General features: G+C 33.8%; 11 protein-coding genes. 5 read left to right on the top strand and 6 right to left on the bottom strand.

Annotation, left to right across the window (positions count from 1 at the left end; genetic code table 11):
* The first annotated feature begins 165 nt into the window (after nt 1-165).
* Nucleotides 166-753 carry a TetR/AcrR family transcriptional regulator gene (locus tag CD29_RS01790; RefSeq protein WP_036182224.1) on the top strand — a complete coding sequence of 196 codons (588 nt, stop codon included), beginning with the start codon at nt 166-168 and terminating at the stop codon, nt 751-753.
* Nucleotides 754-852: 99 nt separating this feature from the next.
* On the opposite strand, the gene CD29_RS01785 is transcribed toward CD29_RS01790, so the two are convergent.
* Nucleotides 853-2,235 carry a S41 family peptidase gene (locus CD29_RS01785; protein ID WP_036182222.1) on the bottom strand — a complete coding sequence of 461 codons (1,383 nt, stop codon included), beginning with the start codon at nt 2,233-2,235 and terminating at the stop codon, nt 853-855.
* A 282-nt stretch (nt 2,236-2,517) separates the two neighbouring features.
* On the opposite strand from CD29_RS01785, the gene CD29_RS19510 reads away from it, so the two are divergent.
* From CD29_RS19510 to CD29_RS01770, 3 genes are all read left to right on the top strand, one after another.
* Nucleotides 2,518-3,621: a CAP and S-layer homology domain-containing protein gene (locus CD29_RS19510; RefSeq protein ID WP_052123948.1), complete on the top strand. Its 1,104-nt coding sequence runs from the start codon at nt 2,518-2,520 to the stop codon at nt 3,619-3,621.
* Between the two features lie 292 nt (nt 3,622-3,913).
* Nucleotides 3,914-4,864: a C40 family peptidase gene (locus tag CD29_RS01775; RefSeq protein WP_036182220.1), complete on the top strand. Its 951-nt coding sequence runs from the start codon at nt 3,914-3,916 to the stop codon at nt 4,862-4,864.
* Nucleotides 4,865-5,351: 487 nt separating this feature from the next.
* On the top strand, nt 5,352-6,233 hold the full coding sequence (locus tag CD29_RS01770) for a C40 family peptidase (protein ID WP_052123967.1): 882 nt from the start codon (nt 5,352-5,354) through the stop codon (nt 6,231-6,233).
* Nucleotides 6,234-6,313: 80 nt separating this feature from the next.
* Here the strand turns inward: CD29_RS01770 and CD29_RS01765 are convergent, their stop codons facing one another.
* Both CD29_RS01765 and brnQ read right to left on the bottom strand, forming a co-directional pair.
* A complete protein-coding gene (locus CD29_RS01765) occupies nt 6,314-7,282 on the bottom strand; it encodes an LCP family glycopolymer transferase (protein WP_036182216.1) in 969 nt (322 codons plus the stop codon).
* 70 nt (nt 7,283-7,352) lie between these two features.
* Nucleotides 7,353-8,690: a branched-chain amino acid transport system II carrier protein gene (gene brnQ, locus CD29_RS01760; RefSeq protein ID WP_036182214.1), complete on the bottom strand. Its 1,338-nt coding sequence runs from the start codon at nt 8,688-8,690 to the stop codon at nt 7,353-7,355.
* 397 nt (nt 8,691-9,087) lie between these two features.
* Between brnQ and CD29_RS01755 the strand changes: the two genes are divergently transcribed.
* The gene (locus CD29_RS01755) at nt 9,088-9,624 is read left to right on the top strand and encodes a C40 family peptidase (RefSeq protein WP_081976111.1); all 537 of its coding nucleotides are present in this window, start codon (nt 9,088-9,090) and stop codon (nt 9,622-9,624) included.
* Nucleotides 9,625-9,793: 169 nt separating this feature from the next.
* Here CD29_RS01755 and CD29_RS01750 read toward each other — a convergent pair whose 3' ends face one another.
* The 3 genes from CD29_RS01750 to secA2 form a co-directional block, all read right to left on the bottom strand.
* On the bottom strand, nt 9,794-11,152 hold the full coding sequence (locus CD29_RS01750) for an IS1182 family transposase (protein ID WP_036182212.1): 1,359 nt from the start codon (nt 11,150-11,152) through the stop codon (nt 9,794-9,796).
* Nucleotides 11,153-11,300: 148 nt separating this feature from the next.
* Nucleotides 11,301-12,197, bottom strand: a complete 897-nt coding sequence (locus CD29_RS01745; RefSeq protein WP_036182210.1) for an accessory Sec system S-layer assembly protein — start codon at nt 12,195-12,197, stop codon at nt 11,301-11,303.
* Nucleotides 12,197-14,560: an accessory Sec system translocase SecA2 gene (gene secA2, locus CD29_RS01740; protein WP_036182208.1), complete on the bottom strand. Its 2,364-nt coding sequence runs from the start codon at nt 14,558-14,560 to the stop codon at nt 12,197-12,199. The genes CD29_RS01745 and secA2 overlap by 1 nt, the downstream gene beginning before the upstream one ends.
* Between the last annotated feature and the right edge of the window lie 219 nt (nt 14,561-14,779).

The following is a 14,779-nucleotide window of genomic DNA, read 5'->3' as shown; positions in this document are numbered from 1 at the left end:
ATTTATAATTAACGATTTTATGTCAAAAATGCTATTTTTATGCGATAAAATATTGAAATGTGTAAAATAATCCCTATTTCTAGTCAAATTTTTAGATTTTAAATGAATATAAGGTATAATAGACTTTATAATTAAGATACACATATAGTGATAAGGTGGAGAATAATGGCTAGAGGAAGAAAAGTAAATTCCAATGGGGAAAAAAGTATGAAACTTTTGCGGGAAAAGGCAATTGAGATTTTTTCTGAGTATGGATATTTCCAAACGAAAATTAGTGATATTGTTAAAGCCGCAAATGTAACACAACCAACATTCTATTTATATTTTGAAAGTAAAGAAACCTTGTATAAGGAAATCATAACTGAATTTAAATTCAATTTGGAAGAAATTTTTGATGATACAGTTAATGAATATGAACATCACCAAGATAGTAAAGTAACGATTCAAGTGTTACTAACTAGAATTTTTAACTATTTTGCATTGAACCCACATCTTACAAAAATCGGTTTAACTGAATCAGATATGTCTCTGAATGGGATATTGAGTCAAAAGTTTAAAAACATCTGTGAGAAGTTTGTAAGTAATTTCTTAAATAACGAAATCGCAAGCCATATTTTTGTTCAAAGTTTAATTGGTTCTGTTGAAAGAGTGTCATTATCTGCTTTGTTAGAAGAAAACATGAAACCAGAAAAACTGGCTGAAGAAATAGTAAATATTTATTTTTCACGAGAAGAAGCTACTGTTAGCATCTAAAAAAACCTGCTGGAATCAGATTTACCATTTGTGGTAAATATTTTTCTAGCAGGTTTTTACTATTGTCATAGTGATAATGAATTTTACACTTCAGTTAAATTATTCTTTTGCCGATTGGACTGTAACCTTTAAATAGTAACCGTTTTTAATTTTCTTTCCACTTAGATCTGTAATTTTTGGATGTATTAACAAAATATATTGCGCATCGTTTTTTAATGGAGCATTTGGTTTCACAATAATTTGTTTAGAATCTTTACCAAGTTCAGTTGAGATTTTTATAGTATTCCCACCTAATTCAACTAATTCAATGGAATCTGGTTGAGTAGGCAATTGAATAGGCTTATTAAAATTAATAGTAAATTTTTTAGTAGTTGGAACTTCTAAGAGATCATTTAGTTTTTCATAATCTTTATTTTTTTCAACAATACTGTCAAAATGTGCTTCATAAATTGCATTCGATAATGTTTTTATATAGGGGGATACGCCAGTTTTATTTACAACAGTATTATTTGGCCCATAAAATTCACCAACTGTTAACTTCAAGTAGCTACCATTACTAAGTTCATAAAAAGACTGCATTGTCCCCTTACCATAGGTTTTTTCACCGTATAGAATAGCGGCATCTTGATCGAGTAGTGCTGCAGCTGTCATTTCAGATGCACTTGCACTATAACGGTTGACTAAAACCCGAGTATCACTAGGGAATTGAATAGGTTGATAGGACGAAGGTGCCATATATATGCCCTCAGAAATTCTTAATTTATAGGCATTTTTTGCTCCTGGAAATAAACCAATAATATCTTCAGCTGTTGTTACGTAACCGCCGCCGTTATTTTGTAAATCTAAAATGAATGAAGTAGCACCTTGAGAAACTAAAGCTTGGTAAGCTTCCTTTACCTCTTTCGCTCCGTTAGTACTAAATGATTTGAGTTGGATATAGCCTACATTTCCATATAATAATTTACTATTAACATTCTCAACTGAAAAAGGCTTTCTTTGGATTGTTAATGTTATTTTTGAACCATCTGTCTTCAATAGTGTAATGGATACAAGTGTACCTTCTGTTCCAGTAATCATGGATGATGCTTCTTCAACGGTCATATCTTTTGTTGATTTTCCATTCACCGCAGTAATAATGTCACCAATGTTAATATCCGATTGATAAGCACTTCCATTTTCAATCACGTCAAGAATGAGAATTCCTTGTGGATGCTTTTCAATAACCACACCAACTCCAACAGTTGTATGATCAATTGAATTTACAAAAGACTCATATTCCTCTTTTGTATAATAGGTAGAGTATGAATCTAGCATCTTCATCATATCTTCGATTGATGTTGCGTTGTCTAAGTCACCAGTAATTTCACCTACATAATCCTGATCGATGATTGTTCTTACCTCATCTATTGGTGCTGCATAAGCTTGAAACGGCAACAAAAGAACTAAAATAGCTAGTAAAAATGAAGGAAAGACCTTCTTCATAAGAGAACACCTCACTAATTATCTAATCCACCTTATTATAACTTTTTCAAAATTTTTTTAATAGAAGAATAGATTTATATATTAATTTACTGAAATATTTGATTAAATAGACATTGGAGCTAAAATATGGAAATATACTATGCATAATTTCATAATCTAGGATAAAAGAGTATAAATTTAATAATTCTTGTATAAGCTAAAGATAAATAGATTTATAGCTTAAGAGATTACATTTTTAGTAGGTAAGCTTATCTTATTAAATAGGACCCGAGAGGAAGTTGAATGTTGAATAAAATGGGTTTAGTATTATTAATTTTATTGTTCATTGTTATACAAACTTCTACTATCAGTGCTTTTGCAAAAATGGAAACAGTTCCTTATGGATCTCAAGATACAATGTCCATTAAAATTGAAAAAATAAAGGATTCACCCCATACAATGTTAGACATGAGTTCCATTTTGCGTATAGTCAATCATGGAAGCTGGGAATCATCCCATGAACATGGGAAAGACGGTATTGTACAAAGAGGAGAGGCAGCAAAAATCATAACAATGGCATTGAGTATCTCTTTAGATTCGGATTATCAATTAAAAGCAATTGATGTGCCAATGACACATAAATATTATAAAGAAATAAGAAAACTTGCAGAACTTGGCATCATACAAAATGTAGAATACATACGTCCTGATGAACCATTAAAAAGGTCAGAGGCTTCAGTAATGATTGCACGTAGTTTTGATGTGCAAATTGACCAACAAAATCAGAAAAAATTTACAGATTATGATGCTAAATTTTGGGCGAAAGATTTTATTGAATCACTGGCTGATGTATATATTATCTTTGGAACTTCAGCAACAACATTTTCACCAAATCAAAACGTAACAACTTCTCAATTGGCAGCTTTAATCAGTCGAGGGCAGGAGTTTGAAGAACAAGTAAATAATTTAGAAATCGTTTATGATTACCTAGCTAAAGATTATATTTATACGAAAAATTATTATACGAATCTAACAGATGAAGTAATTTCTTTTGTCAATTTTGAAAGAGAAAAAGCTGGAATGAAGCCTTTAATCCAAGATAAATTATTAAATCAATTAGCCATTATAAAGGCCCAAGATATGATAGATAGGGATTATTTTGAACATAGATCACCTTTCTACGGATACCCTTGGGATTTAGCAACGTTATTCGACTACGGATATACTAATTTTGGGGAAAATATTGCGAGAAACTATCATTCTCCTAAAGATGTGGTAGAGGCATGGATGGCATCACCTTCTCATAAAGAGAATATATTAAGGAATAACTACACAAATATTGGCGTCGGTGTGAGAGAAGACGACGATGGGAATTACTATTGGGTTCAAATGTTTTCAAGAATGTAACTGATGAACGTTACTGTGAACCTGAAATTTGTTTTCCTATATTGACTAGAGATTTCTTAAACTAAAAAGTAAATTAATGTATTATCAATATGTTTTATGTTACAAGAGTATTACAAGTGGGGAATATAATTTCATGAAATTTCATATGAAAGTGCCGAATTTCTAGTATTACCAAGAAATTCGGCACTTTCTATTTTATAGTAAAAACGTTACATAAATGAAAAATTACATATCTAATTTTTATGTTAATCTATTAATAGCTAAAAAGAGCTTACTGGAAGGGGTAGTTACAGTGCAGAAAAAATGGTTAATTCCCGTATTTGCATCTTTTATGTTATTTTCAGGATTAGGTGTAAACAGCGCAGATGCAGCAGCTTCGGAAACAGAGTTAGTTTCAACAGCGAAACAATACTTAAAAGCTCCTTATAGATATGGTGGAACTTCAATACAGAACGGAATCGATTGTTCCGCATATACACAATATATATTTTCAAAGTTAGGAATCTCACTACCGCGTTCTTCATCAGAACAATATAGTACTGGTACGAAAGTTGCGAAAAGTGATTTACAAACTGGAGATTTAGTATTCTTTAATACAAATGGTAGAAGTGTCTCTCACGTTGGGATTTATATCGGTAATGGAAAGTTCATATCTGCGACAACAAGTGGTGGTGTTGCGATTGACAGTATTAATGACCCGTATTACTGGGGTTCAAAGTATATCGGTGCAAAACGTGTAGCTAGCTTTACGTCTGAAGAAGAAGTTAAGCAGGAAGTAGTAGCAGTTGCTAAGGAAGAAGTGAAAAGTGTAAGTGTTGACTTTAGCATCTATACTTCAAGAGGCGAAGTGGCACTTAAACTTGCTGAAGCACTTGGTTTAGATACATCTGATCCTAATAGCCCATTTGTTGATATTAAACCGACAGATGCATATGCTGGTGCGGCTAATGCTCTTTATAAAATGGGAATTTTTGTTGGTGACGAAAATAAGAAGTTTAACCCAGGTTCACCGATTACTCGTGGCGAATTATCATTAGTATTAGTAAACGCTTACGGATTAACACAAACAGGTGAAGCAGTTGAGTTTAAAGATGTTCCTTCTACTCACTGGGCACATAAATTCGTTACAACTCTTGCTTCTAATAAAGTGACATTGGGAATTGGCGACGGCTTATTCGGTATTAACGATAATGTAACAAAAGATCAATTAAGTACATTTATTACGAAATTGCAAGAAATGTAATATTCGAAAATTACTATCCAAAACAAGATTTAATACAAAAATTAATTCCTGCACGATTGATTTTTGTAGCAAATAAAATATCCTTTCAGTACTCTAATATAAATGAACGGTCAAAAAAGAAGGTATAATTCATACCTTCTTTTTTATATTTATGTGGAGATAGCAAAAAAATACCATGTGAAATGATTGTTAAATGAAGCAAATCCAGTTATATGCCCGTTGGTAAAAGAGGAAAATTATGCACATATTATTACGCAATAATTACAAATATATTCGAAGAATCGCCAAAATGGTTATTTATGCAGGAATACGCTTAATTTAGCAAGTATTTACTTCATATCCAGTACATCAACTCTTAACGTAAATGAAAAATTACAACACTCTTTTCTATGATAGTCTAGTAGTAGTTAAATGATAGATATTTGATAGAAAGGAGAGAGAAGTTTTGAAAAAGAAGAAATGGTTATTACCAATTTTTGCATCATTCATGATTTTTTCTGGCATTGGCATAAATGAAACTGAAGCTGCCAGCCCTTCCCACTTAACAAGTACAGCTTTATCATACATAGGAGCACCTTATAAATATGGAGGTACTTCAATTACTTCTGGAATAGATTGTTCAGCATATACGCAACTTGTGTTTTCGAAACTAGGTATACATCTTGATCGAACGTCAAAGGATCAATATCAACAAGGAACAAAGGTTGCAAAAAATAATCTTGAAACAGGAGATTTAGTGTTCTTCAACACATCAGGTAGAGGAATTTCCCATGTGGGAATATACATAGGAAGTGGAAAATTTGTTTCTGCTACAACAAGTGGTGGTGTAGCAATCGATCACATAAATGACCCATATTATTGGGGTAAACGATATGTTGGTGCAAAACGTGTAGCCAACTTTTCAAATGTAGAAGTTGCATCAGTAAAGGCTGCAGCAGTTGATTTTAACGTATATGCATCAAGAGGAGAAGTAGCCCTTCAATTAGCTGAATCACTTGGATTAGACACATCTGATACAAATTCTCCTTTCCCGGATGTGAAAGCTTCATCTGAATATGCAGGTGCTACGGTAGCGTTAAATAAGATAGGAGCATTTGTAGGGGATGAAGAAGGAAAATTCAATCCTGCATCGCCAATTACTCGTGGAGAATTAGCACAAGTGTTAATAGTTGCTTTTAATATGAAGGCGCAAGAAAATGTGGAGCAATTTATTGATGTTCCAACAACACATTGGGCATACAACTCGGTATCAATCTTATCATCTAATAAAGTAACAATTGGTATTGGTGATGGATTATATGGTGTTAAGGATCATGTTAGATTAGATCATTTAGGTTTATTTGTAGAGAGAGCCGAGACGATTGAGTAAGGTAGAATAAAATATCTTATAAAAACCCCAGTTATAGTCACATCGTTTAAAAGAGTGATCTGTCTGGGGTTTTTAGTATTTTATAGAAGTGAATGCTGTAGAGTTTCACGCATTTCTTGAAGTTCCTCATCATTTAAAAAATAATACCATATTCCATTTTGCAATCCGCCTTCACCTTTTGAAAAATGAAGATGTTCAATATCATTTAACGTTGATTTATAAACACTTTGAAACTCAATCATCTCATCAAAAGTTAGATTTGTTTGAACATGTTCTCTAATTGTTTTAAGGATGCTAGGAGCCTGCCAGATTAGATTAATTGAAGCTACTTTGTTAAAGATGCTTTCAAGCACTTGTCTTTGCCTCATCTGCCTTCCAAAATCTCCACGAGGATCTTCCTTCCTCATTCGTACATAACTAAGTGCCTCGTCACCTGATAGAGTTAAATTTCCTTCTGGATATTCAAATGAGTTATTAGAGAATGACATATCATTATAGACATCTACTCCACCAACGATATCTACCATTTCTATAAAACCTTCCATATTAACTGTAACAACATAATCGATTGGGATATCCATTAGGGTCTCTACAGTGGATAGTGTAGTTTCTACGCCACCAAATGCATAGGAATGGTTAATCTTATCCTCAAAATCAAATCCAACAATTTCGGTGTAAGTATCCCTTGGAATACTTAATATTTTCATTGTACTATCATTAGGATTTAAGGTAAGTAGAAGGATTGTATCTGCACGGCCAGTGGTTGATTCCCAGTTATCTATTCCTAGAAGAAGAACGGTAATTGGTGAAGATGGTGTATTATTGTGAAGCTGTGGTTGAATTGGGACTTCGTTTGATGGGGCATTACTATTTGCTGAATAATTCACACTAGTTTGCTGTCCATTGTCAGTAGCCTTAGGTGTAATCCATAAAGGCTCGTGAATGGTATCAAAAGTGCTACGAATTTCAATGTATAGATAAATTGAATAGCTAAGGAAAATAAATAGAATTGCACCTAGTAAACTTAAAACTACCTTCCATCTTTTCATCGAAAAAATTCCCCCATAATAAAAATCCTCTATTTTGCAGTATATGCAAAATAGAGGAAATTCAAGATGACTATTTCGTACTCATTTTAAGTTGATAGCTAGATTTTGTTAATAAGTGAATAATCCATCCTATAACAAGACCAATAACTGCTGGTAATAACCAACCTAAGCTTTGCTCTGCAAGTGGTAATGAATTAATTAATTTTGAATACCACCCAATTTTAATTCCTGCTGTTGATAGACCGTCATAAAGTCCGATAAAAGCAGTTGGAATCAATGCTAAAGCATATACAATTGGTCTACGGTCAAACAATTTGTCGAACATTACTAATAACATTAAAACGATTGTAATTGGGTAGATGAACATTAATACAGGAAGCGTAATTTTGATTAGGTTTGCTAAACCAAAGTTAGAAATTAAGAATGAAAATACTGTGAATACAACAACTAATAATTGATAAGAAAGTTTCGGGAATAATTTATTGAAAAATGTTGCGTTAGCTGCAACAAGTCCAATTGCTGTTGTTAAACAAGCTAATATAATAACAGCTGATAAAATTATGTTACCAGCACTGCCGTAAAGTACTCGTGACGATTCAGCGATAATACTTCCGCCGTCGCTAAGGTAACCTGTAACACTCGGGCTAGTAACACCAATGTATGCTAATGAAATATAAACGAACGCTAGTCCAAGTGCAGCAATAATACCTGCATTAATCGTCATTTTAACTTGTTTAATACGATTTTTTATACCATTTGCTGCTAACGATTGAACGATTAATATACCGAATACAAGTGAAGCTAATACGTCTAATGTTAAGTAACCTTCAGTAAATCCTTTAGAAAATGCTTGAGTTACGTATGGACCTTGTGCATCACCAATTGGCCCAATTGGTGTAATAAAGCTTTTCACTGCAAGAAGTACGATAACTAATAACAATAATGGCGTTAATACTTTACCTACACGGTCTATTAATTTGCTTGGGTTTAATGCTAAGAAAAGAACCAAGGCAAAGAAAATTAGTGTAGTGAAGAACAATGGCATCCATCCACTCTGCGCTTCAGCGGATAGGAATGGTGCAACACCAATTGAGTAAGTTGTTGCACCTGTACGAGGAATCGCAAATAGTGGCCCAATGGATAAATAGACAACTGATGTGAAAATGATCCCAAATACTGGGTGAACTCGTTTTGATACTTCTTGTAAATCTCCTCCGTTTAAAGCTACAGCAACGATCCCCATTAAAGGTAATCCTACTCCAGTAATTAAAAATCCAATCATCGCTGGGATATATTCTGATCCTGCTTGTTGTCCCAATGAAGGTGGGAATATAATATTTCCTGCTCCTAAGAATAATGCAAATAGCATAAATCCTACGGCAAGGTTTTCTTTTAAAAATTTCACCATGTGTAAAACCTCTCTTTGTTGGAATTGTTGAAACTTTCTGAAAATAATATTCCTAATAGTTGTGTATAAGTTAGGATTCTAGCATAGTTTTTGTATAATTAAAATAGTTTTAATAGTTTTTTTGCAAGAAAAGTCGAAAAAGAGGGTATATTGTTACGAAAATTCGAAATATTTAAATAGAATTTACCTATTTATTACCTATGAATACTAGAATTGGTATTTTTAAATTGCTTTTAGTTTTGCTCTAAAAGAATTGTCAGTTTTTCAATTATTGAATGAAAGGCGAGATTCTTGTCACTTCTTGTAATAAAGTTGTTACAAAACTGTAACGTTAGTTTTACACAATTTTACCCAAGATATCAATAGTCAAATTTGATAATGGTATTTGGAGGTTTTCATGAAGCAACATATTTCAATTCGAAAAATCATAATAACTGCCATCACCAGTATAACGATATTTTTCTGTGTAGACTTTGAAAATAAAGCTGTAGCAAGTGCAAATGAATATGATTTTACTTCCGATAAATTTCAGGAAACTGCTAAACAATATCTAAATATACCTTATCGTTGGGGTGGTACAACAACGAGTGGCTTCGACTGTTCCGGTTATGTATTTAAAGTATTTTCTGATTTAGGGATTGAACTACCTAGGACTTCAAGAACTCAGTACGGAGTCGGTGTAGATGTTAAAAAGGAAGACTTACAGCCAGGAGATTTAGTTTTCTTTAATACATTAGGTAACGGTGTATCTCATGTTGGAATTTACTACGGAGATGGAAAGTTTATTAATTCCCAAAGTTTTAAAGGGGTTAGTATTACTGATATTAATGATCCAAAATATTGGGGGGCACGCTTCGTTGGTGCAAAACGAGTTGCAAATGTTGGAGAACTGTTGCAAACAACCACTGGTGCCACAGGTGAATCCGCATCGTAGGGTAAAGAGACGATATAGTGAGAGTTGACTTAAATGTCAACTCTCACTTCAGATTGTCGACAAAAGGTCTTCAAAATGCCTTCATTTTGAAGACCTTTTGTCATTTTGAGATATTTTCATTAGTATCCTACGGATACTCTTACCAAAGTCACTCTTGGAGTAACCTTTTTCAGGCCATTTTTGGAGCTTGCCATGTCCAATTGGCAAGCTTCTTTAAATTCATGGCAGCAAAAGTAAGCATCGCCTGCATAGACAATTTTTTAATTCCCCGTAGGGTTGTCCATCGCATACCATGCTTTTCTTTTGCATCTGCAAAGACACGTTCAATCGTTTCTTTACGTCTCGCATATATTTGTTTGATATCGTTTTGATGACGAAGATGATCCGCTTCCTCTACATGATGTTCCCAAATATGACGTTCAATTATTTTTCGATGATCCTTACTATTGGTACATTGGGCAAGTAAAGGACAAGTTGTACATTGAGTTGGGTTTGATTTATATTGGCGTTTACCTTCTTTGGTCGTTGTCGAGTATTTAAGTTCTTGCCCTTCAGGGCAAAGGTAGCAGTCATAGTACTCGTCATATACATAGTCATGTTTACGTAAAAATCCGTCCTTAGTTTTGGGACGTGTATAAGGAAGTGCCGGTTGAATATCTTGGTCGAATAAGAATTTAGTTATCGCAGGTGTTTTATAAGCAGCATCGGCAGCAACAGCAAGTGGCTTTTTCACTTTTTTTATTACCTTTTCAACAAGAGGCTGAAGTATATGGCTATCATGAACATTACCAGGTGTCACAATGGTACCGAGTATAAATCCATATCGATCGGCCGCTGCATGAAATGAATATGCAAACTGCTTAGTTCTTTCATCTTTTACATAGTAGCCACTTTCAGGGTCTGTCGTACTTTCTTTAATTTCCTTCATTTCATCTTTTTCAAATTTATCTGGTGAGAATGGTTTCTTTCCACGGTTAATTCTGTCTTGATTTAATTCCTCTTGTAGTTTAGCTTCATATGCACGAGTCTCTTTACGTACCATTTTCTTTTCGAATTTACGTTTATTCGCACTCGCTTTGACATGAGTTGAATCAATGAAAACATGCTCAGCACTTAGTAAACCTTTATCAGCAATTTCTTTGAGTATGCGATAAAAAATCTGTTCAAAGATATCAGTATCTTGAAATCGACGTTCATAATTTTTACCGAAGGTAGAAAAGTGAGGTACTTCTGAATGAAATCCAAATCCTAAAAACCAACGATAAGCCATATTTGTTTCAATTTCTTTTATTGTTTGACGCATTGAACGAATCCCAAATACATATTGAACAAAAGTCATTTTGATTAATACAACCGGGTCAACACTAGGTCGACCTAATGTAGAATACAATGGTTCCACCAGTGGATAGATGAAAGAAAAATCAATCGCCGATTCAAGTTTTCTGACCAGATGATCTTGCGGTACAAGTTGATCAATAGTTATCATCTCAATTTGATCACGTTCATGATTGTGGTTTTTCGTCATCATATCTATCACCTCTAGTAGTTTCTAATTCTTATAAGTTTATTTTAAAAGAAAAAAGACTGTAGGCAAACTCAAATTTTGAGTTTGTCTACAGTCTGTAGTGAGAGTTGACTTAAATGTCAACTCTCACTTTTTATGCTTCTATTTATAACTATTGTGCAACACGTGGTGTCCAACTGCTAAAATCAGCACCTTCAGCATCAACCATTTCTTTCGGGAAAACAAAAGTCCATGGTTTTGTCGAATTAGCTTGAACTGTCAGTACAGGATCTAACTTAAAGTAGCCTTTAGCAATTTGCTTTTTGTTGGCATCTAAAATTTCTAATGGTAATTGCTCTAAATTGATAGCTTTTTCATTGCCATTTCGAAGTAGAATGGACACAGCTAGTCCTTTATCTTCGAGTAATTTTATCTGGAAGCCAGTGAAGTTTACTTCTGTTTTACCAAGACTCGGTAAATCTTTTATGATTTTTTCTAATTGATTAATCTGTTCTTCTGAAAGTTTATTTTTCCATGTTTCGTCTAGGTCTAGCTGATGACCTCGTAGTGAAACCAAATTGAAGGCAATTTTCCAACCTTCTTCTGGTAGCTCACTTGCTTGAATTGTATTTTTTTCGAAAGTGAACACCCACGGTCGAGCACTTTCTGCAGGGATAGAACCTAGTTCTTTTAAGTCAAATGTCTTTGAAGCGATTACTTTCCCATCTTTATCAAGTAGGAATAGACCGACTTCCCCTAGCTCAATCGCTTTTGGTAGGGAGCTTCGTAAAAATGCTTTTACATCCCATGAACCATTCGCTTGATTTACATCAATAGCGATAGCAGCTAAAGATAGTTGGTTTGGTTTTAAGGGCTCTAATTCATTTGATAGAAAGTTGAAAATGTATTTTTGCTCTTGAGGTACGTCCCAATCAGGATGGAAAGAAAGTTTTGTATTTACCTCAACTGTATTTTTAGATTCTTCTACTTCATTAAGTAATTCTTTTGATTCAACTGTGCTGTCTTTTCCTACCTTGTCTGTCTTTTTAAATAGATCGAATAATCCCATTATTGCTCCTCCTGAATGCTTTTAATTCTTTTCATGAATTTAACAATTTCAACTACGATACTTCGGCGAAGTTCCTGGTAGTTTTTACCGAAAAGTTCTAATCCTTCTCGTTGATAAATTCGCATTGGATCTTCTTGTTGATATTGACGTAAACCAATTCCCTCTTTTAAATGTGCCATTTGCTCTAGATGTTTAACCCACATACTATCAATAAAGCTTAACATGACATTTGGAATAAGTTCCATAATTTCATCATTATCTTTAAAACTCTCGATAAAGTTCGACAATTCTTCTATCGATGGTTCTAATGAATCTATAATACGATTTACTTTAGATTCTTCATTATTAATACTTACAGGAGTAAGGAATAGGGAATTAACATTCTGTTCCATTTTTTCAAAATTCCAATCCAATGGACTAAGTTCCTCTGGAGCGTTATCTCGTATTGCAAAATCAACAGTCTCACTCAGCATTTTAAGTAATTGCTCTATGAAACGTTTTTCCTTTAAAATACTGTCACGTAAATTATAGATTACTCGTCTTTGATCATTAATAACATCATCTAATTTTAGATTATACTCACGCATAGAGAAGTGAGCACCTTCTACAATTCGTTGTGTACGGTCAATAAGTTCTTGTACATCTTTGTTTGTAATGCGTTTTGTCTTATCAACTACCATTTTCTTTTTAAACTTTTCTAGTTCATCTTTTGCAAATCGACGGAACATATCATCTTCAATTGATAAGATGAAACGACTTTCTCCTGGATCACCCTGACGACCAGATCGTCCTCGTAATTGGTTGTCAATACGACGGCTTTCGTGTTTTTCTGTCCCAATTACATAAAGACCACCTAATTCTGCAACACCTTCACCAAGAACAATATCAGTACCACGGCCAGCCATGTTCGTAGCTACAGTTATTCGCCCTTTTTGACCAGCTTCTGATATTAACTCGACTTCTTGTTCTACAGTTTTGGCATTTAGAAGTTGGTATTGAAGCTTGTACTTATCGAGGTATTTAACCACTTTTTCAGATTGAAGTATTGAAGTAGTTCCTATCAAAACAGGCTGACCTTTTTCATGTCTACGCTTTGCTTCCTCAGCAACGAATTGATATTTTGCATGGATAGTTTCAAAGATAATGTCAGGTTCATCCATTCGAATTTTTGGTTTATTTGTAGGAATCTGAATAACATTCATCCCATATACTTCAAGGAATTCTTTCTCTTGTGTTTTCGCAGTCCCTGTCATTCCAGCTAATTTTGGATACATACGGAAGTAGTTTTGAATTGTTATTTGTGCTTGAGATTTATTTTCTTCTGTAATTGGTACGCCTTCTTTTGCTTCAATTGCTTGGTGTAAACCATCAGATAATGTGCGACCTTCCATAATTCTTCCTGTAAACATATCGACAAGGAAGATTTTATCATCTTTTACAATGTAGTCGACATCGCGTTCGAACATAACATGTGCTCGTACAGCTTGAATAACATAATGATATAAAGTTTGGTGATCTAAATCATAAAGATTATCAACACCAAAAGCAGCTTCAACTTTTTCAATCCCTTGATCAGTTAGAGATGTTGCCTTCGTTTCGTCATCGAAGTCATAGTCTTCATCTTTTTTGAACCGTTTTGCTAGTCTAGCAGCAATACGGTGGAGTTCTTCATTTGCTTCCATTTTACCTGCGATTATTAACGGAGTTTTCGCCTCGTCAATAAGTACTGAATCCACTTCATCAATAATTGCAAAATGATATGGTCTTTGAACTTTATCTTCTATAGAACGTGCCATATTATCACGTAAATAGTCGAATCCAAATTCTGTCCCGACTCCGTAAGTTATATCAGCATTATAGGCTTCTTTTTTCTCGTCCTGCTGCATCATAGGAAGATTTAAACCAACTGTAAGGCCAAGAAAACGATGAATTTGACCGATTAAATCAAAATCGCGTTTTGCTAAATAATCGTTTACTGTAATAACATGCACACCTTTACCTTCTAGTGCACGTACGTATGTAGGAAGTGATGCAACTAATGTTTTACCTTCTCCTGTAGCCATTTCAGATATGTTTCCTTCAGTAAGGACAAGCCCACCGATTAATTGAACATCAAAATGACGCATATTTAATACACGTTTTGATGCTTCACGTACAACAGCAAAGGCTTCAGGGATAATATTAGAAAGGTTTTCACCATTTTGTATACGATTTTTAAATGTGTCTGTCATGCTTTTTAATTCATCATCAGACAGTTTAGTGTAGTTTGTTTCTAATTCATTTATTTGATTTACGATTTTATAGTATCGTTTTAATTCGCGATAGGATGTTTTTTCTTTATTACGATTAAATAATGAAAACATTTTTGCTTACGCTCCTTTATTTTACTGATCGATATTTAAATTATCAGGATATCAGTATAGGAAAATACATCGATTTTCGCCATTATGCAACAAATCGTGTTTTTCTAACGTCTAACTAATAAATGGTAGACACTTAGTTATTCTATCAAACTTTTGTTGGTATGACTACAAGACGCACGGGAAAACTAAATAGAAGAAAGTAACGGTTATGTAAATATT

Source organism: Ureibacillus manganicus DSM 26584, from assembly GCF_000772945.1.
GTDB classification, from domain to species: domain Bacteria; phylum Bacillota; class Bacilli; order Bacillales_A; family Planococcaceae; genus Ureibacillus; species Ureibacillus manganicus.
This window is presented reverse-complemented; position numbering and strand designations above follow the sequence as displayed.